The organism is Pseudomonas alliivorans, assembly GCF_017826695.1.
Classification (GTDB): domain Bacteria; phylum Pseudomonadota; class Gammaproteobacteria; order Pseudomonadales; family Pseudomonadaceae; genus Aquipseudomonas; species Aquipseudomonas alliivorans.
The window spans coordinates 153,405-176,402 of the sequence record NZ_JAFFZW010000010.1; the positions used below are offsets into that span (position 1 = coordinate 153,405).

General features: G+C 57.1%; 20 protein-coding genes. 8 read left to right on the plus strand and 12 right to left on the minus strand.

The annotated features are described in order from the left end of the window. Positions 1–22: 22 nt before the first annotated feature. Positions 23–694: a DNA-3-methyladenine glycosylase I gene (locus JTJ32_RS22500; protein ID WP_099229268.1), complete on the plus strand. Its 672-nt coding sequence runs from the start codon at positions 23–25 to the stop codon at positions 692–694. Positions 695–700: 6 nt separating this feature from the next. Here JTJ32_RS22500 and ttcA read toward each other — a convergent pair whose 3' ends face one another. Then, positions 701–1,525, minus strand: a complete 825-nt coding sequence (gene ttcA / locus JTJ32_RS22505; protein WP_099229269.1) for a tRNA 2-thiocytidine(32) synthetase TtcA — start codon at positions 1,523–1,525, stop codon at positions 701–703. 236 nt (positions 1,526–1,761) lie between these two features. On the opposite strand from ttcA, the gene JTJ32_RS22510 reads away from it, so the two are divergent. Together JTJ32_RS22510 and JTJ32_RS22515 are read left to right on the plus strand one after the other, a co-directional pair. Next, positions 1,762–2,361, plus strand: coding sequence for a Yip1 family protein (locus JTJ32_RS22510; RefSeq protein WP_099229270.1), 600 nt, complete (start codon positions 1,762–1,764; stop codon positions 2,359–2,361). A gap of 121 nt (positions 2,362–2,482) precedes the next feature. Beyond that, positions 2,483–2,977, plus strand: coding sequence for a SprT family zinc-dependent metalloprotease (locus JTJ32_RS22515; protein ID WP_004884196.1), 495 nt, complete (start codon positions 2,483–2,485; stop codon positions 2,975–2,977). Positions 2,978–3,040: 63 nt separating this feature from the next. On the opposite strand, the gene JTJ32_RS22520 is transcribed toward JTJ32_RS22515, so the two are convergent. From JTJ32_RS22520 to JTJ32_RS22535, 4 genes are all read right to left on the minus strand, one after another. Then, a complete protein-coding gene (locus JTJ32_RS22520) occupies positions 3,041–4,393 on the minus strand; it encodes a dicarboxylate/amino acid:cation symporter (protein WP_180274376.1) in 1,353 nt (450 codons plus the stop codon). 321 nt (positions 4,394–4,714) lie between these two features. Beyond that, entirely contained in the window at positions 4,715–6,061 is a 1,347-nt protein-coding gene (locus JTJ32_RS22525) for an ATP-binding protein (RefSeq protein WP_099229271.1), read from the minus strand. Next, positions 6,058–6,735, minus strand: coding sequence for a response regulator (locus JTJ32_RS22530; protein WP_099229272.1), 678 nt, complete (start codon positions 6,733–6,735; stop codon positions 6,058–6,060). Before JTJ32_RS22530 ends, JTJ32_RS22525 begins: the two co-directional genes overlap by 4 nt. A 33-nt stretch (positions 6,736–6,768) precedes the next feature. Continuing rightward, positions 6,769–7,113, minus strand: a complete 345-nt coding sequence (locus tag JTJ32_RS22535) for a hypothetical protein (RefSeq protein WP_099229273.1) — start codon at positions 7,111–7,113, stop codon at positions 6,769–6,771. A gap of 159 nt (positions 7,114–7,272) precedes the next feature. Between JTJ32_RS22535 and JTJ32_RS22540 the strand changes: the two genes are divergently transcribed. Next, positions 7,273–8,061, plus strand: a complete 789-nt coding sequence (locus JTJ32_RS22540; protein WP_099229274.1) for a dienelactone hydrolase family protein — start codon at positions 7,273–7,275, stop codon at positions 8,059–8,061. 222 nt (positions 8,062–8,283) lie between these two features. Then, positions 8,284–9,009, plus strand: a complete 726-nt coding sequence (locus tag JTJ32_RS22545; RefSeq protein WP_210043324.1) for a 4'-phosphopantetheinyl transferase family protein — start codon at positions 8,284–8,286, stop codon at positions 9,007–9,009. Positions 9,010–9,039: 30 nt separating this feature from the next. Here JTJ32_RS22545 and fhuF read toward each other — a convergent pair whose 3' ends face one another. From fhuF to JTJ32_RS22560, 3 genes are all read right to left on the minus strand, one after another. After that, positions 9,040–9,696: a siderophore-iron reductase FhuF gene (fhuF, locus tag JTJ32_RS22550; protein ID WP_408004616.1), complete on the minus strand. Its 657-nt coding sequence runs from the start codon at positions 9,694–9,696 to the stop codon at positions 9,040–9,042. Positions 9,697–9,785: 89 nt separating this feature from the next. Beyond that, a complete protein-coding gene (locus JTJ32_RS22555) occupies positions 9,786–11,396 on the minus strand; it encodes an ATP-binding protein (protein WP_210043328.1) in 1,611 nt (536 codons plus the stop codon). A gap of 6 nt (positions 11,397–11,402) precedes the next feature. Continuing rightward, entirely contained in the window at positions 11,403–12,140 is a 738-nt protein-coding gene (locus JTJ32_RS22560) for a response regulator (RefSeq protein WP_180274377.1), read from the minus strand. 700 nt (positions 12,141–12,840) lie between these two features. Here JTJ32_RS22560 and JTJ32_RS22565 point away from each other — a divergent pair. Further along, entirely contained in the window at positions 12,841–15,753 is a 2,913-nt protein-coding gene (locus JTJ32_RS22565; protein WP_099229278.1) for a ribonucleoside-diphosphate reductase subunit alpha, read from the plus strand. Between the two features lie 121 nt (positions 15,754–15,874). Then, positions 15,875–17,097 (plus strand): IS3 family transposase gene (locus JTJ32_RS22570; protein ID WP_210043329.1). Its coding sequence is split into 2 segments (ribosomal slippage): positions 15,875–16,226 and positions 16,226–17,097, totalling 1,224 coding nucleotides; the frame shifts between segments, so codons are not numbered across the junction. A gap of 82 nt (positions 17,098–17,179) precedes the next feature. Here JTJ32_RS22570 and JTJ32_RS22575 read toward each other — a convergent pair. The 3 genes from JTJ32_RS22575 to JTJ32_RS22585 are packed head-to-tail and all read right to left on the minus strand — an operon-like array spanning position 17,180 to position 18,881. Continuing rightward, positions 17,180–17,671, minus strand: a complete 492-nt coding sequence (locus JTJ32_RS22575) for a hypothetical protein (RefSeq protein ID WP_210043330.1) — start codon at positions 17,669–17,671, stop codon at positions 17,180–17,182. Positions 17,672–17,700: 29 nt separating this feature from the next. Continuing rightward, positions 17,701–18,198: a hypothetical protein gene (locus JTJ32_RS22580; protein WP_231661568.1), complete on the minus strand. Its 498-nt coding sequence runs from the start codon at positions 18,196–18,198 to the stop codon at positions 17,701–17,703. Between the two features lie 20 nt (positions 18,199–18,218). After that, a complete protein-coding gene (locus tag JTJ32_RS22585) occupies positions 18,219–18,881 on the minus strand; it encodes a hypothetical protein (RefSeq protein WP_099229281.1) in 663 nt (220 codons plus the stop codon). An 861-nt stretch (positions 18,882–19,742) separates the two neighbouring features. Between JTJ32_RS22585 and JTJ32_RS22590 the strand changes: the two genes are divergently transcribed. Beyond that, positions 19,743–20,990: a ribonucleotide-diphosphate reductase subunit beta gene (locus JTJ32_RS22590; protein ID WP_004887325.1), complete on the plus strand. Its 1,248-nt coding sequence runs from the start codon at positions 19,743–19,745 to the stop codon at positions 20,988–20,990. Positions 20,991–21,068: 78 nt separating this feature from the next. On the opposite strand, the gene JTJ32_RS22595 is transcribed toward JTJ32_RS22590, so the two are convergent. Further along, positions 21,069–22,877, minus strand: coding sequence for a hypothetical protein (locus JTJ32_RS22595; protein ID WP_210043331.1), 1,809 nt, complete (start codon positions 22,875–22,877; stop codon positions 21,069–21,071). Positions 22,878–22,998 lie beyond the last annotated feature (121 nt).

The window sequence follows — 22,998 nt, forward strand, 5'->3', positions numbered from 1 at the left end:
TTGACTGTCCTTTGGAGAACCGATGCACGATTACAAATGGCTGAACGAGTACTGCCTGAACCGTTTCGGCTCCGCCAAAGCACTGGAAGCCCACCTGCCTACCCCCAAGACACCCAGACAACTGCAAGCGATCAGTGCCGACCGCTACCTGTCGACCCTGGCACTGCGCGTGTTTCGTGCCGGCCTCAAGCACAGTCTGGTGGACTCGAAGTGGCCCGCGTTCGAAGAGGTGTTCTTTCGCTTCGATCCGGAAAAAGTCGTGCTGATGGGGGCCGATCATCTGGAACGCCTGATGCAGGACGCGCGCATCATTCGTCATCTGGGCAAGCTCAAGAGCGTACCGCGAAACGCGCAACTGATTCTGGACATCGAGCAGGAACACGGCAGTTTCGGCCAGTTCATCGCCCAATGGCCGGTCGATGACATCACCGGCCTCTGGCAATACCTGGCCAAACATGGCAACCAGATGGGCGGGCTGTCCGCGCCACGCTTCCTGCGCATGGTCGGCAAGGACACCTTCATTCCCAGCTACGACGTAGTGGCGGCCTTGAACGCACAGGACATCGTCGACCGGGTGCCGACCAGCAAGCGCGATCAGGCCATCGTGCAGGACGCGTTCAATCAGTGGCACGCCGAAAGCGGCAGACCGATGTGCCAGCTGTCAGCCATGCTGGCGTTCACGGTCAACCACTGATCACGCTCAGATATTGACCACATTGACGAACCGCGAGGCGGCGGTTTCGTCGATGCGCAGGTTGGTGAAATCAAACAGGTTGCGGTCGGCCAGTTGTGAAGGCTGCACGTTCTGCAAGGCGCGGAAAATGCTTTCGGTACGGCCGGGCGTCTTGCGCTCCCAGTCCTGAAGCATCTCCTTGACCACCTGACGCTGCAGGTTTTCCTGCGAGCCGCACAGGTTGCACGGAATGATCGGGAACGCCTTGAGGTCCGAATACGCCTGAATATCTCTCTCGTGGCAGTAAGCCAGCGGGCGGATCACCACATTGCGACCATCATCGGCGCGCAGCTTGGGCGGCATGGCCTTGAGCGAGCCGTTGAAGAACATATTGAGGAAGAAGGTCTCGACGATGTCGTCGCGATGGTGACCCAGCGCCATCTTGGTCGCGCCAATCTCATCGGCAAACGTGTACAGCGTGCCTCGACGCAGACGCGAGCACAGTGAGCAGGTGGTCTTGCCTTCCGGCACCAGTTCCTTGACCACCGAATAAGTGTCTTTCTCGACAATGTGGTATTCGACGCCCAGCGCTTTCAGGTAGGCCGGCAACACATGCTCGGGAAAGCCCGGCTGCTTCTGGTCCATGTTGACGGCGACGATGTCGAACTTCACCGGCGCGACCTTCTGCAAATGCATCAGCACATCGAGCATGGTGTAGCTGTCCTTGCCACCGGACAGGCAGACCATGACCTTGTCACCTTCTTCAATCATGTTGAAGTCGGCAACCGCTTCGCCGGCCAGCCGACGCAGGCGTTTCTGCAGTTTGTTCTGATTGACTGAAAGGGTGCCCATGTACTGGTGGTATCCGCTGACGATGACAGTGAGAAAAGGCGGCCATTTTACGCAAAACCGTAGTCGGGTTAAACAATGGACGCGTGCCTGTGCCCACGCCTTGCGCTATCCAGCGTGCCTCGGGCTATTAACAGAACCGGGGAAATCGCCAAACGCTCTAAGCATTCGGTTATATCGACGGTTCAGGTTTCTATACTGGTTCATGAAGCCGAATCCGAATATCAAGGAGTACGCTCATGATCCACCATGTCTGGGGCCTGTTCACGCACCCCGACCAGGAATGGAAGCAGATCCGCGGCGAGGAAGAGACCATCGGCCACCTTTACCTCTCGCACACATTGATTCTGGCGGCAATTCCGGTTGTTTCCGCCTACATAGGCACCACGCAAGTGGGCTGGGTAATCGGCGAGCGCCCGCCGGTCATGCTCACCCACGGCAGCGCCATCTGGATGGCGATCATGTCGTATGTCTCCATGCTGACAGGCGTGGCAGTCATGGGCAGTTTCATTCACTGGATGGCACGCACCTACGACGCGACGCCCACCCTCGCGCAGTGCATCGCGTTCGCTACCTATACCGCCACACCCCTGTTCTTCGGCGGACTGGCGGCGCTTTATCCGCACCTGTGGCTCGGCATGGTCGCCGGGACTGCGGCGGTCTGTTATACGGTCTATCTGCTGTACGTTGGCCTTCCGACCTTCATGAACCTGCCTTCCGAGGAAGGGTTCATGTTCTCCAGTTCCGTACTGGCGGTCGGTATGGTCATGCTGGTCGCAATCATGGCTTTTACCGTCGTGCTGTGGGGCATCGGAATAGGTCCGGAATACACCAATTGAGCAGGAGCTGAGCGGGTCTGTCGCAGTACAGACCCGTCTATGTAAATGACCACCGGGCGGCTGACGTTTTCAGCCGGCCTCCACATTACGGCATACTTGGCGCATTGGAGAGCCACACAGCATGCCCGAGCAACTCAATTCCCGCGTCGAAACCTGTTACCAACAAGCCGAAGCCTTCTTCAAACGCACGTTCAAACGCCCGGTCGTCAGCTTCAAGCTGCGCGGTCAGAAGGCTGGCGTTGCCCATCTGCATGAAAACCTGCTGCGCTTCAATCCGCAGCTGTATCAGGAAAACGCCGAAGACTTTCTGCGCCAGACGGTGCCGCACGAAGTCGCGCACCTGATCGCCCACCAACTGTTCGGCGGCAGCATCCAGCCGCACGGCGAAGAGTGGCAACTGATCATGCGTGGCGTTTACGAACTGCCGCCCAACCGTTGCCACACCTATGCGGTCAAGCGTCGCAGCGTGACGCGCTACATCTACCGTTGCCCGTGCGCCGACAGCGACTTCCCGTTCACAGCACAGCGCCACAGCATGGTCAGCAAAGGCCGACGCTACCTGTGCAGGCGCTGCCGTCAGACGTTGGTGTTCAGCGGCGAGACGCGAACCGAATAATCGCCGCTGAAATTCAGGCATAAAAAAACCCATCCGAAGATGGGTTTTTTCATGGCCTGACAATCAGACTGGTTTACCGGTATTCACAGCGTTGGCTGGCGTCGGGCCTTCAGCAACGCCCAGGTCGTCTTCAGGACGGGTTTCCAGGATCGCAGAACCACCGGAAGCCAGTTCGGACTGCAGCTTGTCGGTGTCCAGCTCGCCCACCCACTTGGCAACCACAACGGTGGCAACGGCGTTACCCACCAGGTTGGTCAGGGCGCGGGCTTCGGACATGAAGCGGTCGATACCCAGAATCAGCGCCAGACCGGCAACCGGCAGGTGGCCGACAGCCGACAGGGTTGCAGCCAGAACGATGAAGCCGCTACCGGTCACGCCAGCAGCACCCTTGGAGGACAGCAGCAGGACCAGCAACAGGGTGATCTGGTGGGTGATGTCCATGTGGGTGTTGGTCGCCTGAGCGATGAACACAGCCGCCATGGTCAGGTAGATCGACGTGCCGTCCAGGTTGAATGAGTAGCCGGTCGGGATAACCAGACCTACGACAGACTTCTGGGCACCCAGACGTTCCATCTTGATCAGCATGCGTGGCAGGGCCGATTCCGACGAGGACGTGCCCAGTACGATCAACAGCTCTTCACGGATGTAGCGAACCAGCTTGAAGACGCTGAAGCCGTGAGCGCGGCAGATCGCACCCAGTACCACTACCACGAACAGGAAGCAGGTGATGTAGAAGCAGATCATCAGCTGACCCAACTGCACCAGCGAGCTTACGCCGTAGGCACCGATGGTGAAGGCCATGGCACCGAACGCACCGATTGGCGCCAGCTTCATGATCATGTTGATGATGTTGAACATCACGTGGGCGAAGCGATCGATGAAGTCCAGCACCGGCTTGCCGTAGGCACCCAGGCGATGCAGGGCGAAACCGAAGATCACCGAGAACATCAGGACCTGCAGGATATCGCCGTTGGCGAACGCGCCGACGATGGTGTTCGGAATGACGTTGAGGATAAAGCCGACAATGCTCTGGTCTTTACCAGCGGTCACGTAAGCGGCGATCTTCGAGGCATCGAGCGTGCTGACATCGATGTTCATGCCGGCACCCGGCTGAACCACGTTCACAACGATCAGGCCGATCAACAGGGCGATGGTCGAAACGATTTCGAAGTACAGCAGCGCGTAACCACCGGTCTTGCCGACCGACTTCATGTTCTGCATGCCGGCGATGCCGCTGACGACCGTACAGAAAATGATGGGGGCGATGACCATCTTGATCAGCTTGATGAACCCATCACCCAGCGGCTTCAGAGCCTTGCCGGTTTCAGGGTAGAAGTGGCCGATCAGGATACCGATGACAATCGCTACGATTACCTGAAAATAGAGAGATTTGTAGATGGGCTGACGAGTCGTCATTGCAGTTATCCTCAAGGGCGTCGTCGGCATCTTCACCGGATGCACGCGAGCCTATAAAGCGCTAACCCTCCTGCATTGGAGGGATTTGTTTTGTCGAGCTGCGCGGGGCAGACCTCTACGGGTTAAATAGCAATAGGCGTGCCATGCAGGCAAAAGGATATCAACGCCACGTATTACAAGGGCGCTGGGGTAACGATAGCCGGAAACCGGAAAAAGAGATGGCGGTTTTCCGCCGTATTGAGCGGAAAACCGGCTTGCAGTGGCGGGTATCCGCCTTTCGCAGTGGGCACGAGACCGGACGCAGCGCGTCACGTTCGACACCTACTCCGCCATGAAGTGAATCCTGAACGCCGCGCCGCCCAAGGGCGAATCATCCAGCGTGAGCCGTGCGCTGTAGCTTTCGATGATGTCCTTGACCACTGCCAAGCCGATGCCCTGCCCCGGATTCTGGCGGTCGAGACGTTCGCCGCGTTCAAGAATGCGAGCCCGCTGGTACTGAGGAACACCCGGACCGTCGTCTTCGATGCACAGCTCGTCACCGGACGCCGATGCTCTGAAGCTGACGCGCACTTCGCTCAGGCACAGTCGGTAGGCGTTTTCCAGCAGGTTGCCGAGCATTTCCAGCAGTGCGCCCTCTTCCATGTGCACCTGGCAATCCTCGGGCAGGTCCAGCGTGGCCTTGACCCGCTTGTCGCGATACACCTTGTCCAGCGTGTTGCACAGGCTTTCGATTACCGGCCGCAGCATGACGTGGTGCCGCACCAGCCCGCTCTTGCGCAGGCTGGCGCGTTGCAGTTGATAGCCGATCTGCTGACTCATGCGTTCGATCTGCGATTGCAGCACGCGGGCCTGTTCGACGTCTTCGGGACGTTTGGCGATGTTTTCGCTGACGCCCTGCAAGACGGCCAACGGGGTTTTCAGGCTGTGGGCCAGGTCGCCGAGGGAATCACGATAGCGTGCCCGCTGTTCGCGCTCGCTGCGCAGCAGGCGGTTAAGGGAATCGGTCAGGCGCAGCAGTTCACTGGGGTGCTTTTCACTCAGGCTGTCGCGCTCGCCGGCTTCCACCTGATCAAGCTCTTGACTCAGTCCTCTCAGGGCACGCAAGCCCCAGGTCAGACCGCCCCACAACAATCCCAGCAACACCAGCAAAGCCGCGCCGAAGCCCAGATAGAGCTTCTGACGCAAATTGTTGACGGTTTCCTGATAACCGCGTAAAGGCTGCACCGCGACAATACTGAAAGCGGCATTGCGTCCCCCCAGCAGGCGAATCTCGACGTCGTAGACGAAATACTCGTCGCCGTTGATTTCCTTGATCTTGGTGAACTGACTGCCCTGCCCGTCATAGTTGGGGTGGTAATCGATGTCCAGGTCTTCGGTGGACAGCGAGCGCCAGACCATCTGCCCCTGACGGTTATAGATGTAGCCCATCAGGCGGCTGCCGGGCAGGTTGAACTGCTCGCCCGGCAGCACCGACGGCATCAACAGGTGGTCATCCTCGACCCGCGCTGCGGAGATCATCGTGGTCACGTCCGACGCCAACCGCTGCTCGATCGCGCCGCGCAGTGCCAGGCTGAAGCCGCTCTGCAACGCAGGCAGCATCAACAGCATGAAGATGATCGCCAGTGTCACAGCGCCCAGCATCAGGCGCAGGCGCAGCGAACGAATCACGTACAGCGCTCAGTGAACAGGTAGCCCATGCCGCGAACGGTTTCGATAGGTTTGAAGGCCATGTTGCTGTCCAGCTTGCGACGCAGACGACCGACCAGCACCTCGATCACGTTTGGATCGCGCTCGTCATCATCGGGGTACAGCTGTTCCATCAATCGCTCCTTGGGCACCACCTGCTGGTGATGAAGCATCAGGTACTCAAGGATCCGGTATTCATAGGCGGTCAGCGCCAGCGGCTGTTCGGACAACGCGGCCTGCTTGCGATTGAGGTCCAGCAGCAAAGGCCCGGCAGTGATGGTGGACTGAATGAAACCGCTGGAGCGACGCAGCAAGGCGTTGAGCCGTGCATCCAGTTCTTCGAACTGAAACGGTTTGACCACGTAGTCGTCGGCACCGGCGGCCAGCCCTTCGACCTTGTCCTGCCAATTGCCGCGAGCGGTCAGGATCAGGATCGGAAAAGCCTTGCCCAGAGTGCGCAACTGACGAATAAGGTCCAGACCGCCAATGCCGGGCAGACCCAGATCGATGACGGCCAGATCATGATTGAACTGTCCGACCTGATACAACGCCTCTTCGGCATTGGCCACCGCCTCGACCACATGCCCCGCTTCGGTCAGACGGGTCCGCAGGTGATGCCGCAACAGCGCTTCATCCTCAACCACCAACAACTTCATGCAGCCCTCCCAGGCACAGCCCCAGCCTTAATATCAGGAATGAATCGACAGCGTCGCATCGGTACTCAGCAGCCGAGCACTTACAGGTATATGCCGGGTTACATCATAGCTGCCCAGCAAAATGTCGCGGCTCACGGGCACGCCATTGTGGGTGCCTGTCACGACGGCGTAAACCGGCGGCGAATAAAGCGTCCCCACCGCAGCATTCCTGCGGTCCTGCTGGCCCAGCTCATGGCTCCAGCCGTTGGCATCGTCAAGGCGTTCGCTGGTCTTGCCGAACTCGATACGCGTCGGCTCGACTCTGCCATCACCGGCTTGCGCCGCCGCACTGCCACCCAGAAAAGCCAGGGCCAGGAAAAACTTGTTGATGTTCAACATGCGGACTCCTTTTGCGCTCGGGGACGCTGTCAAGGTACGCCTCAACAGTAAGCGTGCCGCCCTGAACCCCGACTGAACACTGCATGAACCTGCGCTGAATGGCCCCGAATCGGCTATTGTTGCCCTTCAATGCGACACCCACTCAAGAAGGAGCTGAACATGCGCGTGTGGATGGCAATAATCATGATGGGCCTTGCGGGACTTGCCCAGGCCGCGATCAAGACCGAACAGGTCGACTATAAAAGTGCCGACGGCACCAAACTGGTGGGTTACTACGCTTACGACGACGCGATAAAAGGCCCGCGCCCCGGCGTGCTGGTGGTGCATGAATGGTGGGGCTTGAATGACTACGCCAAGCGCCGCGCCCGTGATCTGGCCGCACTGGGTTACAGCGCCATGGCCATCGACATGTATGGCGACGGCAAGAACACCGAGCACCCGAAAGACGCCATGGCCTTCATGCAGGCCGCCCTCAAGGACAGCGATGCCGCCGACAAGCGTTTCGATGCGGGTCTTGAGCAATTGAAAAAACAGCCACAGACCGATCCTGCAAAAATCGCCGCCATCGGCTATTGCTTCGGCGGCAAGATCGTTCTCGACGCGGCCCGTCGTGGTGAGCCGCTGCTAGGCGTGGTGAGCTTCCACGGCGCACTGGTCACCAACACACCAGCCAAACCGGGCATCAAGGTGCCGATGCTGGTCGAACATGGCGCCAAGGACAGCATGGTCACGCCCGAAAACGTGGCGGCCTTCAAGAAGGAAATGGACGACGCCAAGGCTGACTATAAATTCGTCAGCATCGACGGCGCCAAGCACGGCTTCACCAACCCCGACGCCGACCGCCTGAGCCATGGCGAACACGGCGGCCCGGACATCGGCTACGACAAGGCCGCCGACCAGAGCTCGTGGTCGGACATGCAGGTGTTCTTCAAGAAAATCTTTGGTTGATTGATCGACAACCGATTGTGCCCATGCTTCCCGTGGGAGGCGGCTTGCCGGCGATGGCGTCAGTTCAGACACCCCGATGCCGCTTCAGAAAAAGCATCGCCGGCAAGCCGCTTCCCACAGCCCGTGATTGCGGCAAGACGTGTCTATAACGATGGGCACTGGAGTATGGGAACATCATTGCAAGCCTTCCCTCAAACCTGATCGCCCGGCAAAATGCCGTTCATGACTCCATTACCCGCCCTTCCCGCCTGCTGTCCCGAACTCATCCAGCACTGGCCTCTGCCTCACGCAGTTCCCGGTGCGGTGCTGGTCAGTGGCCGTTTCGATCCGCTCAAGCTGGTCGATGGCGACTTTCAGCGCACCGTTGTCGACAAACCTGCCAGCATCCAGCGCTCGGTTGCCAAGCGCCAGACCGAGTTTCTCGCCGGTCGTCTGTGTGCTCGCGACGCATTGCGCAGGCTCGACGAGCGTCTGTATATCCCTGGTATCGCTGAGGACCGTGCGCCGGTCTGGCCAAACGATGTCTGCGGCTCGATCACCCACAGCACCGGCTGGGCCGCAGCGGTCGTGGCGCATAAAAAGCAGTGGCGCGGACTGGGGCTGGACACCGAACACCTGCTGAGCCACGACCGCGCCTCGCGTCTGGCCGGAGAAATCCTGACGGCCAACGAGCTGGCCGACATGGCCAATGGTCCGGACGATGAGATCGCCCTGCGCGTGACGCTGACCTTCTCGATCAAGGAAGCGCTGTTCAAGGCCCTTTATCCAATCGTGCAACAACGCTTCTACTTCGAGCACGCTGAATTAGTGGAGTGGTCGCAAGACGGCAGCGCCCGCCTGCGTCTGCTGACCAACCTGTCCAGCGAATGGCACCACGGCAAGGAGCTGGAAGGCCAGTTCAGCGTGCAGGACGATCATCTGCTGAGCCTGATCGCGATAGCTGTTTGATCAGTGTTTAGGTGATCGTTTTCGTCGGGGTCAATCGCGCCGCGGACAATGCTCGCACCGACCGACCCACTCGACCTGATAACTCAGGCAACAGGCTTTTCGCTGCCTGCGCGGCGCGGCGTTTTCGGCCTGCTGTATATACCTCACCGTGTGATACAGCGGGTTGAGGCGACCATCAGGACGTTTGCGCTCAGTCAGCAAGGCGAGCCCTGCGGCCAATGATGCCTTGCTGCTCGCGGCGAGTCCGGTCAGGCAGGTTTCCAGCGTATCCCCCGCGCTGCTCCACAGCACACGGCTCGCCAGCCCGCCGTAACGGCTCATCGTGGTGATGAAAGGCTGCAGGTTATCGTCGAGCAGACCGGCAAAGCGCTGGAACGGATCAAGCTCCGTCTGCGCCAACGCTACGCCCTCTCCTGCGAACCGGATACCCACCGGAAGACCTCGCTCATCCAGCACCAGCGAGACCTGATCCAGGTGCAGCGCATAATGAAGCCCCTCCAGCAGGCTGGCTGACAGCACCACCGGAATGATCTGCATGAAGTAGTACTTGGCCCACTGCGACACCAGCACCGGCAAATGGCTGGGCATCAGCTCTGTGCCATAGAGATTCAGCAGCAACGCATCCAACCGCTCGGGGTGCAGCAAATCGGGCAGCGCTACAGACTGCTTGCCAGGACTGTGTTTCAAGCGTCCCCTCTCAATCGGCTGTATGACGTTCACGCTTTTGTGGGAGGCGGCTTGCTGCGACATAGCGGCATCCCCCATAAACGCTCGGCTCACTTCGGCGCCTGCGTACGCGGCCAGGACAGGCTGAAGCATGCGCCGCCCAGGCTTTCGCTTCGCCCGATCAACGCACGCCCTTCGTGCCAGTTGATGATACGCCGCACAATCGACAGCCCCAGCCCGTGTCCGCCCGAGGCGCGTGTGCGGCTGTCGTCGATGCGCATGAAGGGTGTGAATATCTGTTCCCAGGCGTCTTTCGGGACGCCGGGGCCATCGTCGTCCACGTCGATGCGGCAGCGTTGCGCGCCCAGGCGATAGCTGATGGACACCTGCGTTTCGGCATGGCGCATGGCGTTGCTGACCAGGTTCTGCAGCGCCCGGTGCATGTAACGCGGTTCAGCCTCGACCCATGCCGTCTCGCCTTCCGCCGCCGTGATGCACTCGCCCCGCGAAACCCGAACTTCAGCGCGCAACGGCGCCAGCTCGGCAATCACCTGATCGATCAACGCCTCCAGATCGATGCGCTGGAAATTCAACGTCGGCGCGCCCTGCTCAAGCCGGGCGTACGTCAGCATCTCATCCACCAGCTTGTCGAGATCCTGAATGTCGCTGTCCATGCCGCGCATGTACTTGAGGCGCGCCTCAGATGTAGTCGCGTCGCTGACCATCTCCAGCCCGAAACGCAAACGCGCCACCGGCGTGCGCAGTTCATGAGACACAGCGCGCACCAGCTCGCGCTGGATCATCAGCGAGCGCTGCAAATGCTCCGCCATGCTATTGAAAGCCGCCGCCAGCCGCCCGACCGAATCCGACCCCTCGGTGGGCACACGCGTCTGCAGGCTGCCCTGGGCGATCAACGTGGCGGCCGCTTCCAGTTCCTGCACCCTTCTTTCCAGACGCCGCACCAACAGGTACACCACCACCCCGATGAAACACAGCCCCAGCAGGGCAATCAGCACCAGCCACTGCAACGGATACGGGTTCATCTGATACAACGGACCGATTTCCAGCACCCAGTTAGTGTCGACGATCCCGGCCAGCACGCGGATCGAATCACCGCCCTTGCCCAGCGCCATGACAGTGTCGCCTTCATAAATACGGCGGCGCTGGTCGTCATCCAGATCGGCCTGATCCAGCGCCAGCAGGTGCATGTCAAAACCGAAACCCTTGTCGACCCGCAACGCCTGCAGGCGCGCAGGTTGCTCATCGACCGGGTAGCGCACCAGCTCATCAATCAACAGGTAGATAGTGGCCCGCGCCAGTTGCTCGGTGATCTGCTGCACCTCGCCCGTCAACAGCAGCGGCTCCTTGTCGCTCAACTGGCGGTAAACCTTCGCCGCATGCGGGCCGATCTGCTCGACCACCACTTGCCCACGCGCCAGCCGACTGCGTGCGCTGCTGTCCAGTCGGGACTGTTCGAAGGTTTGCAGGCTCAGCGGAATACCCAGCAAACGCTCCCAGACCGCCAGCGCACGGCGGCGCTCAACGTCGTTGAGGGCGATCAGGTTATCGGCCATCACCGTGAACGTGCCGTGGGCCAGACGCTCACGGTATTGCTCGCCACGCGCCTGATTAAGGCCATGCAGCGCCAGCATGCCGAGCAGCGCCACCAGCACCAGAACGCCCAGCATGCCGCCATAGATACGCAGAAAGATCGAGTTCATGACAGGTCAGCCGCTGAACACATGGCCGCTCATGTCCTGCGCGGCTTCAGGCACAAACAGATAGCCTTTGCTGCGCACGGTCTTGATCAGACGCGGGTGGATGGGGTCGTCGCCAATCTTGGGACGAATGCGCGAGATGCGTACATCGATGGAGCGGTCCTGTCCGTCATACCCCACGCCGCGCAGGGCCGTGAAGATTTCTTCACGGGACAGCGTGCGCCCGGCGTTGGCAACCAGCAGCCACAACAGGTCGAATTCGGCACCGGTCAGCTCGATACTCTCTTCGCGCAGCCAGGCTTCGCGCAGCGCGTTGTCCACCACCAGCGGCCCGAACACCAGCCGACGCAGCTCGGCAGCGGGCACTTGTGGCGCTTCACTACGGCGCAGCAAAGCGTGAATGCGCGCCAATAGCACGCGCGGATGGACCGGCTTGCAGACGAAATCATCAGCGCCAGTGTCCAGCCCCTGAACATGGTCGGTGTCGTCGGTGCGGGCCGTGAGCATCAGGATCGGCCCGTCGTAGCGGTCGCGTACCTTGCGGCAGATGCTGAAGCCATCTTCGCCGGGCAGCATCAGGTCGAGGATGACCAGATCCGGTTGTTCCTGAATGATGCGCTCCGTCGCCAGCGCGCCGTTGCCTTCGATGCTGACGCTCAGGCCGTTGTTCTGCAGGTAGTCGCAGGTCAGTTCCGCCAATCGCTGATCGTCCTCGACGATGAGCACCTGCCAGGTATGTGGCTCCACGAGGGGCTTCCTTTTGTTGTTATCGTAAAGCGGATTCGGGCATCGCTGCATCAGGCCAATGTCCGGCAGATGTCCGGCGATTGTAGCAATCGCGCGGCAAACCACACGAGATGCCAGATGCCCCTTGCAGGCCGCTTTTTATGTGATAGGGTTCGCGCCCGTAAAAATCCGCTGTGGCCCAACGACATCTGTAAAAATCAGTGACAAACGGTCCAACGCAGCAGCCATGCGGCCTACACGCGATGTAGGTGATTCATACACAAAGTACTCACAAGTTTATCCACAGGTCGTACGTTGCAATTGATGTCCGAAACGCATTATCTTGTAGCCCGACCTGCAGTCACACCCTACATGTAGGGTTTTCTGCGAAAACTCCAGCACAACTCAATCGAGAAATTCAAGCATTTTTCTTGCGTTTGAGGGGTTGAACTTTAAGACGTAATCGGTAACCAAACCGCTCGCGCTCACACCCAGGCGACCCGGTACACGTCTTGCAACATAGAGCACGCAAGCTTCAACAGATCTGCAAGGGATTGGGCACCTGACCCAGTCCCTTTTTGACTTCAAAACCCGGAAGCGGCCAAACCCGCCTCCACCTCCGTTTTGGAGTCATTGAGTCGTCCGGTTGGCGACTCACTGTCACAAAACGGAACGGTGGGCAGCCATTGCCCGAACAAACTTAAAGAACGTGGAGACACCCATGCAAACAGACACAACTCGCGAGAACTCGCCGGCCACTGCGCCGTTGTCAGGCCAGGCCCAGCAGGACCTGTCCGCAACCGCCCCTGGTCAACTGCGCGTGATCAAGCGTAACGGCACTGTCGTCGCCTACACCGATGACAAGATTACCGTCGCCATCACCAAGGCGTTTCTTGCAGTTGAGGGCGGCGCTGCTGCCGCCTCGTCGCGCATCCACGACACCGTTGCCCGCCTGACCGAACAGGTCACCGCCACCTTCAAGCGTCGCATGCCTTCGGGCGGCACCATCCACATCGAAGAAATCCAGGACCAGGTCGAACTGGCCCTGATGCGTGCCGGCGAGCAGAAAGTGGCCCGCGACTACGTCATCTACCGTGACTCGCGCGCCAAGGAGCGTGCCGTTCGTGCACCGGAAGACGAAGTCCAGGCTCACCCTTCGATCCGCATCACCCGCGCTGACGGCAGCTTCGCGCCGCTCGACATGGGCCGCCTGAACACCATCGTCACCGAAGCGTGCGAAGGTCTGGCCGAAGTCGACGCCGACCTGATCCAGAACGAAACCCTGAAGAACCTGTACGACGGCGTTGCGCTGAAAGACGTCAACACCGCGCTGGTGATGACTGCCCGTACGCTGGTCGAGCGTGAGCCGAACTACTCGTTCGTCACCGCCCGCCTGCTGATGGACACCCTGCGTGCCGAAGGCCTGAGCTTCCTGCAAGTGGCTGAAAGCGCTACGCACCACGAGATGGCCGACCTGTACGCCAAGGCGCTGCCTGCCTATGTCGCTGCCGGTATCAAGTTCGAACTGCTCAACCCTGTGCTGGCCGAATTCGACCTCGAGAAGCTGGGCAAGGCGATCAACCACGAGCGCGATCAGCAGTTCACATACCTGGGCCTGCAGACCCTGTACGACCGCTACTTCATCCACAAGGATGGCGTGCGTTTCGAACTGCCGCAGATCTTCTTCATGCGCGTGGCCATGGGCCTCGCCATCGAAGAGAAAGCCCGCGAAGACCGCGCCATCGAGTTCTACAACCTGCTGTCGTCCTTCGACTACATGTCGTCGACCCCGACGCTGTTCAACGCCGGCACCCTGCGTCCACAGCTGTCCAGCTGCTACCTGACCACCGTGCCGGATGACCTGTCGGGCATCTACCATGCGATCCACGACAACGCCATGCTGTCCAAATTCGCAGGCGGTCTGGGCAACGACTGGACGCCGGTTCGTGCGCTGGGCTCCTACATCAAGGGCACCAACGGCAAGTCGCAGGGCGTCGTGCCGTTCCTGAAAGTGGTCAACGACACCGCAGTAGCAGTCAACCAGGGCGGCAAGCGCAAGGGCGCTGTCTGTGCCTACCTGGAAACCTGGCACATGGATATCGAAGAGTTCATCGAGCTGCGCAAGAACACCGGTGATGACCGTCGTCGTACCCACGACATGAACACCGCCAACTGGATCCCCGACCTGTTCATGAAGCGCGTCTTCGATGACGGCCCGTGGACCCTGTTCTCGCCATCCGAAGTACCGGACCTGCACGACCTGACCGGCAAAGCCTTCCAGGAGCGTTACGAGTACTACGAAGCGCTGACCGAATACCCAGGCAAGATCAAGCTGTTCAAGACCATCCAGGCCAAGGATCTGTGGCGCAAGATGCTCTCGATGCTGTTCGAAACCGGCCACCCATGGCTGACCTTCAAGGACCCGTGCAACCTGCGCAGCCCGCAGCAGCACGTGGGCGTGGTTCACAGCTCGAACCTGTGCACCGAGATCACCCTGAACACCAACAAGGACGAGATCGCGGTCTGCAACCTGGGCTCGATCAACCTGCCGAACCACATCGTCAACGGCAAACTGGACACCGACAAGCTCAAGCGCACCGTCGACGTCGCCGTTCGCATGCTCGATAACGTCATCGACATCAACTACTACTCCGTGCCGCAGGCCAAGAACTCCAATCTGCGCCACCGTCCGGTCGGCCTGGGCATCATGGGCTTCCAGGACGCGCTGTATCTGCAGCACATCCCGTATGGCTCCGATGCTGCCGTGCAGTTCGCCGACAGCTCCATGGAAGCGGTCAGCTACTACGCCATCCAGGCGTCCTGCGACCTGGCCGACGAGCGTGGCGCCTACGAGACATTCCAGGGTTCGCTGTGGTCCAAGGGCATCCTGCCACTGGATTCGCAACAGATCCTGATCGAGCAGCGCGGCGAGAAGTACATCGACGTCGACCTGAAAGAAACCCTGGACTGGGCGCCGGTACGTGCCCGCGTGCAGAAAGGTATTCGTAACTCGAACATCATGGCCATCGCACCGACCGCCACCATCGCCAACATCACTGGCGTGTCGCAGTCGATCGAACCGACCTACCAGAACCTGTACGTGAAATCGAACCTCTCGGGCGAATTCACCGTGATCAACCCGTACCTGGTTCGCGACCTCAAGGCGCGCGATCTGTGGGACTCGGTCATGATCAACGACCTGAAGTACTACGACGGTTCGGTGCAGCAGATCGAGCGCATCCCGCAGGAGCTCAAAGAGCTTTATGCGACCGCCTTCGAAGTGGACACCAAGTGGATCGTCGACGCGGCAAGCCGTCGTCAGAAGTGGATCGACCAGGCTCAGTCCCTGAACCTGTACATCGCTGGCGCATCGGGCAAGAAGCTGGACGTGACCTACCGCATGGCCTGGTACCGTGGTCTGAAAACCACTTACTACCTCCGTGCACTGGCTGCGACCAGCACCGAGAAGTCGACCGTCAACACCGGCAAGCTCAACGCCGTATCGAGCGGCGGCCACGGCCCGGACGACTCGGCCATCACCGCGCCACGCCCGACCGAAGCCGCACCGGCAGGCCCGGCACCGGTTCCAAAGGCGTGCGCCATTGACGAGCCGGACTGCGAGGCCTGCCAATAAGGCTGAGCGTCTGAGCCCTGTACGGCAGTAAACAAAAAGCCCCTTTTCAGGGGCTTTTTGTTGTGTGGTGTCCCGTCCTGAATAAGGTTTACACCTTCTGACCTTTCCTCAGGAGGACTCAATGGATTCGGGTAAAAGGCGCAGCCAGCGTGATTACACGCTAGCCTTTAAATTATCGGTCGTAGACCAGGTTGAAAAAGGCGAGTTGAGTTATAAAGAAGCTCAACGGCGTTATGGCATCCAAGGGCGGTCGACGGTGCTGGTTTGGTTACGAAAGCATGGTCGACAGGATTGGAGCCAGGGCGCATCAATTCGAGAGCCGAGGAGCAGGTCCATGACTGAGCCCACCCTCCCGCTGACACCCGAGCAGCGGATCAAAGAACTTGAAGAACAGCTGGCGCTGAGCAACCAGAAAGCTCAATTCTTTGAAGCAGTCGTCAACGTCTTGAAAAATGACTACGGCGTTTCTGTCGTAAAAAAGCGACCCGGCAAGTCCTCTCGCAAGGGCACATCCAAGACCTGAGTATCAGCAGGGCTTGCCTGTTCATGGGCATTTCGCGCCAAGCGTATTACAAGCGTAATCGCGCGTTTGATGCCAAGGTCCGCCAAGACCAGGAGGTGGTGGACTTCGTTCTGGAAAAGCGTCGTCGCCAGCCAAGGCTGGGCACCCGCAAGCTTCACTATTTGATGAGCGCCGAAGGTCCTGCGTCGTTTTGCGTGGGCAGAGACCGCTTGTTTACAATTCTTCGTGATGCGCGTGAACTGGTTCCGCGCAAGCGGGCCTATCACAAGACCACGCATAGTCATCATCGTTTTCGCCGCCATCCCAACCTGCTTAAAGCAGGCCCGGAACAAGTCGTGGCCAATGGGCCTGAACAGATATGGGTTGCAGACATAACCTATCTGCCCACGCAAGAAAGCGCGGCCTACGTGAGTCTTGTAACCGATACCTACTCACGAAAGATTGTGGGTCATCATGTGCATGAAAGCCTTCATACGGAGTCGGTGATCAAGGCGCTGGAAAAAGCGGTGGGTGAGCGAGAAACCGATCAGATGCTGATCCACCACTCCGACCGTGGTGCCCAGTACTGCTCCGATATGTATCAGCGGCTGCATACGATGCATGGCATCAGGTGTTCGATGACGGATGGTTATGATTGCTATCAGAACGCTATGGCCGAGCGAATAAACGGGATTTTGAAGACCGAGTTTTTATTACACCGGCCTAAAAATCTGGCAGACGCCGTAAAAATGGTCGATGAGTCGGTGCTGATTTACAACAAAGAAAGGCCGCATCTGGCCTTGAAATACAAAACGCCCGATGCGGTGCATCGAGCGTTTTGAGACTGAAATAGGTGTAAACCTATTTCAGGACTAGACATGGCGTTTACGCTTGAATCATCGACGGGATGCGTAGTCCCGTCAATCAGCGCTGATAGGGAATAACCTTGTCCCTGGCCAGATCGACCATGAGCTGATCAAGCATCTGCCTGGACGCTTCGATGTTCGGCGACGGAGCATACCAGGCGCTTATCCCGACACCCTCCCGTGAATAACGATAGGTCTTCACCGCCTGTCCATCCTTGTAGAGCGTAGCCCGCACGCCTTCCTTATAGGGGTAAGGCAAGGGCAGCGTGAACACCGTCACCGAGTTTGCCAACCAGACGTAGTTGTCACCTTTTTCATCCACACTGGCGAGCATCAGGGTATAGCCGGTGTGGTTGAAGCCCGTGTTCAACGTCGAAAAGGCGCCGGTGTTCATCAATGCCTTGAATACTTCCCGCTGCTTGAGGCCTTCCAGTCTGACAACGAACCCTCCCTGATTCAGCGCGAGCGTCACCGGCACATAAGGCTGGCTGGCGTGGTAATCCAGAGGCTTCATGGGAGTGGCACAGCCGACCAGGAGCAGACTGCTCACCAAGGCTGCGGTTAGCGCGTATCGAACAGTCATCGTGTGGTTCCAGCAACAGGGATCAGATGGTCTTGTTGAACATCGTGGGCAAAGGCATGGGCGATTCGATTGAGGTTCTGAACATCTACCTCGGCCCCCATGTCCAGCAAGAACGTATATTTTTGAGTGTTATTGCGATACCGATAACGCTTGAGGACCTTGCGGCCCTGCGACACCGTAAATTCGGCATCGGTGCCAACCTCCCGCGATAACGGCAGCAGGAACAACGTCGCGCTACTGAGCAACACCAGTGGATACGGAGGGTATTGTCGCTTCACCTCCATCTGCACATGAACGCTGTAATCCTCTTCACTCCCGACGTCAGCCTCAATAGCACTGAAGACGCCGGTTTCACGCAGATCATTTCGCAGGGTCGAAGCGCGCTTCAGGTCATTGACCGTGACGTGCAAGGGTGCAAGGTAGGCCTGCCCCTGCGCCAAGGGCATCTGCGAAAGCGTGTTGGTCGCTGCGCATCCACTCAATAGCAGAACCATCAACGAGCAACCGCATTGCTTCATGGTCGACTCTCGCCAGCGACCTTGGGTGCGAGACCTTTGCCTGGCGTGTCATCAATGAAGAAGGGACCGGTGCCGGTGAGATCCAGCGGGAGAAACTGCAAGGCAGGCATTTGTGGATGCTGACGCTTGGCAACAACGCCATCACGGGCCATTTCGTTGCGCCATAGAAATGCACAACCTGCCTGAAGGATGCAGGTGGAACGGAACTCGCCGATGTAATAAGCCTTGCCCGGCTCAAGATGCATCGACCGCGTGAACTTCTCCTTGGCGGACAAGCTAGTGCTGTACGCAATCTGTCCCGACGTCACAAGGGTGTAGAGGTCAAAATCATAGAACTCGTAATCGCCAGGTGTCAGCGGCAATACGAAAACGCTGGCAACACCATCGGCGTCCTGTATGTCGTCGGACGTTTTTTGTTTGAAATCACTGGTCCAGAGACCCATGGCGCCGTTTTGGGAGCCACGCTTGCGAAACAGCAGGGCCTGACGTTGCGCAGGGAACAGATTGACGAATTTTGGTCCGAGCGAACCGACCAGATAAGCGACAGGCGCATTCGGCGCAGGTTGCAGCGGCTCACTCACCACGGATGCCGTTTGAGTACAGCCGGCGGCGATGCCCAGCACTAAAGCCAGAGCGGTTGCTTTGAAGAGGCGGAACATGGACTTCCTTGACTGGCTGGAGACTGTGCGGCCAGGAAGCGATTGACGTGATCACGGCCTCCCTGGCACTCATTTTTTGCGACGCGAAGATTACGGCATTAGCCACTAACTGGCCAGTATTACCGAACGACGCCCTGCCCGGCTTCAATCGATGCTTTCCGACACCAGACCCGGCACCGTCTTCGCCTTTCGTCAGGGATTTACAAAATATTTCCAGCGTCATATCGGAGAGTCATTCACGCCTGCGACAGCGTCGGTTTTCGGCGTTTCGGTCGAGAGGCACGCCACACAAGGCTCACAGAAAACCGTGATCGAAAACAGAGCAGAAAAACGCTGAAAACGACAGATGCCTGAAACGTGATCAAGCTCATCGGCCCGATTGCCGAGCGCGAACAAAACCTATATGTTGTGTCGATAGTTTTCGGGGAGCACTAAATGGACGATTTCATCAGCCATAGTGACGCGTCGCCCGTCAAGCATGAATCAGCGTTTGAACGTAAAAAATCGCGCAAAAAATCACGCGCTGTCTTCACTGGCATAAGCCAGTACGGATGAAAATCTGTATAATCTCGCGCCTCTTCAGGGTACTTGAAATGACCACCTTCTTCGGCAAGCTGGCTCACCTGAACGTAACACCGACAGCACCATCGCTGACGCACAGGCCGACAACCCTGGCGTTCGATCTGCCGGACAGCCCCGACTTATGAACGCGGGCCTGACAGATCAGTCTCAGTAAGACCCATCGAGAAACCTCGACACATTTACGTTGCCAGCGCGCCTCTATCGCAACGCTGGTCACATGCACTTTAAAATCCAACCGGTCGCCGCAAGGCAACCCTCACGCACAGGAGCTCCACCACCATGCTGAGCTGGGACGAATTCGATAAAGAAGACGGCGAAGTAGTTGCCAAAGCGGCCAACGCCGGTCACGCCAACGAAGCCAACATGGACCGCCTCGACAGCGCCGGTGGCGCAGCGGCCCAGGAAGCACGTGCCGTGACCGCCAACGACTCCGCAGCCCTGATCCGCGCCAAGAAAGCGCTGGATGCACTGGACGTTGCCGAAGGCCTGGCCGAACTCGAAGGCGCCAGCGCTCGCGTTGCCGTTGACGAAAAGATGATGATCAACTGCCGCGCCGACCTGAACCAGCTCGTACCCTTCAAGTACGACTGGGCCTGGCAGAAGTACCTGGACGGTTGCGCAAACCACTGGATGCCGCAAGAAGTCAACATGACCGCCGACATCGCCCTCTGGAAAAACCCGGAAGGCCTGACCGACGACGAGCGCCGCATCGTCATGCGCAACCTGGGCTTCTTCTCTACCGCCGACTCGCTGGTTGCCAACAATCTGGTCCTGGCCGTGTACCGCCTGATCACCAACCCGGAGTGCCGCCAGTACATCCTGCGCCAGGCCTTCGAGGAAGCGATCCACACCCACGCTTACCAGTACTGCATCGAATCGCTGGCCATGGATGAAGGCGAGATCTTCAACATGTACCACGAGATTCCATCGGTCGCGAAAAAAGCCGCATGGGGCCTGAAATACACCCGTTCGATCTCCGATCCGAAGTTCGAAACCGGCACCGTCGAAACCGACAAGGAACTGCTGCGCAACCTGATCGCCTACTACTGCGTTCTGGAAGGCATCTTCTTCTACTGCGGCTTCACCCAGATCCTGTCCATGGGCCGTCGCAACAAAATGACCGGCGTCGCCGAGCAGTTCCAGTACATCCTGCGCGACGAATCCATGCACCTGAACTTCGGCATCGACGTGATCAACCAGATCAAAATCGAAAACCCGCACCTGTGGGATGCCGAGATGAAAGAAGAAGCCACGCAGATGATTCTGCAAGGCACCCAACTGGAAATCGAATACGCCCGTGACACCATGCCACGCGGTGTACTGGGCATGAACGCAGCGATGATGGAGGACTACCTCAAATTCATCGCCAACCGTCGCCTGAGCCAGATTGGTCTGAAGGAAGAGTACCCAGGTACCACCAACCCGTTCCCATGGATGAGCGAGATCATGGACTTGAAGAAAGAGAAGAACTTCTTTGAGACGAGAGTTATTGAGTATCAGACAGGTGGGGCGTTGAGCTGGGATTGATAGTCCGGTTTTGAGCTAGATGTAATGAAAAGCCAGGAGTGGAAGCTGCCTGGCTTTTTATTTAAAATAACAGTGCTATTAAGCCGTACCAGAATCACCACTTGCCAACAACCGCCCCTCTAAAAACCGTATTTTTTCTAATAGCTCAGCATTTTCACGCTCAAGCAAATCTCTAGATTTTTTAGCCGGATCACTATATTTAGGAATATCAAAAACCAGCTCCAATTCATCCTTATAAGGCATGACTGGCTGATACAGCTGATAAAAAGCTCTACCTACCGCCCCACGAAACAACTCCAACTCTGGCCGACCAACACCAACAGAAAGAATATGGTCAGTAGCAATACCAGGATAAGGATCAATATATACGATCTTCTTTACCCCTAATTGATAAGCTTTTTTCGCACAAAGCTCACAGGGACTGGCAGTGGTAAATAATATACCGCCAGATAGCTTTTGCCCACCATGCTTAGATATTTGAAGAAATGCATTTTCCTCGGCATGTAAAGATCGAGTGTGAACCTGATTCTTCTCACCTTCTATTTCATTCTGAACACTTTTAAAGCAAAAGGACAAATTGCGACCACTTCCTTTAGAACTGACGATCAGATCCTTATATTTGTGCGACAAGGCGTTATGAAATTTCTTGTCATTTAATTCATAATAACTGTAGTCCTCACTATTGACCCCCTTCAAAATATCTTCTGCATTTCTTAGCAAGCAGGGCGTTTGACCTTGAGGCGTGCTATTCCAGCCGACCGCTTTTATTCCGTAGCTTTCATCGGTAACGACTGCACCAACCTGTCTAGAAATACATCCCGAACTGTGCTTGGCGGAGTAAGCTATCTGCATGCAATTCTCTAAAGAAGTTGGCATAACGAGGCCTGGGTGGATCATTAGAGCAACGTACCATGCTAACTGACTAACTAAGTCATTATGTGTAAACTCACTAACTTTAGAATTATGTATATGTATATCCGAATTCTCAATACACTCTTGTATGTTTTGAGCTATAAACCTTCGCTCCGCCGAGAGCTTACTTGGGTATTCCTTCTTATCTAGCGCAACTATTTCCGCATCTGATAAATTCCGGAACTCCCGTAAACTCAACAGGCGCTGAGCATTTTCTGTATTTATTGAAACCAAATAGAAATTAGCATATCTACGCTTTAAATAGAATGCCTCATACGGATTTCTAATTGCATCAATAACAATTCGACACTGAGTATTATTTTGACGGGCGTGAGCATGTGCAATCTTAATAATATAGTTTATATGCCTAGGAAAGTTAAATATACATTCAGGATCAAAGGAACTATTACAAGCACTACCGGAAGATCTTATATTATCACCAGTTTGCTGATACAGCCCGGTGAAAATATGAGCCTCAAGCAGCCTCCTCAAAAAACTCGTAACATTAAAAAGATCTCGAAAATAAAGAGCATACAGCTCACCAACAAACTCAGACCTTACTTTATAAACATGCTCTTTGCATTCAATAGCCGATTTTCTTACCGCAGAAAATTTGCCACTAAACGCCTGCAAAACCTGTTCCGCACAATCATTCAAAGAAGGAAAAGCTGCAAGATAACTTTTCAGCTCAGAGTCTGACAAAACAAGCAAATGGAAAGTTATTATGTTACTAACCTCAAGCTTATAAAATGGTGTCCACCTAATAGAATCCAAGTATTTTTTAATTATTTTATGCTTTTTTAGCTCATTCACTGACAATCCTTCGTAGCCTTCTAATGGAATATCGAAATCCACAGAAGCTAGCTTACTGGCAGCGGTCGTGCATCCAGAGCCCGTCCTCCCCGTTAATCCCAGAATCAGAAAATCTTTGGTCTCTTTATATATATTTGAAACTGCTACGCTTTGGAAAACCATATTCAATCCCTGAAATAGAAAATCATTACACACAATTCAACTTTAAGAAAATCCCAGCCCCCCCATACTAAAGCGCAAGCAACCTACCTTACATACAGATCACAGTATCGATACACTTTTC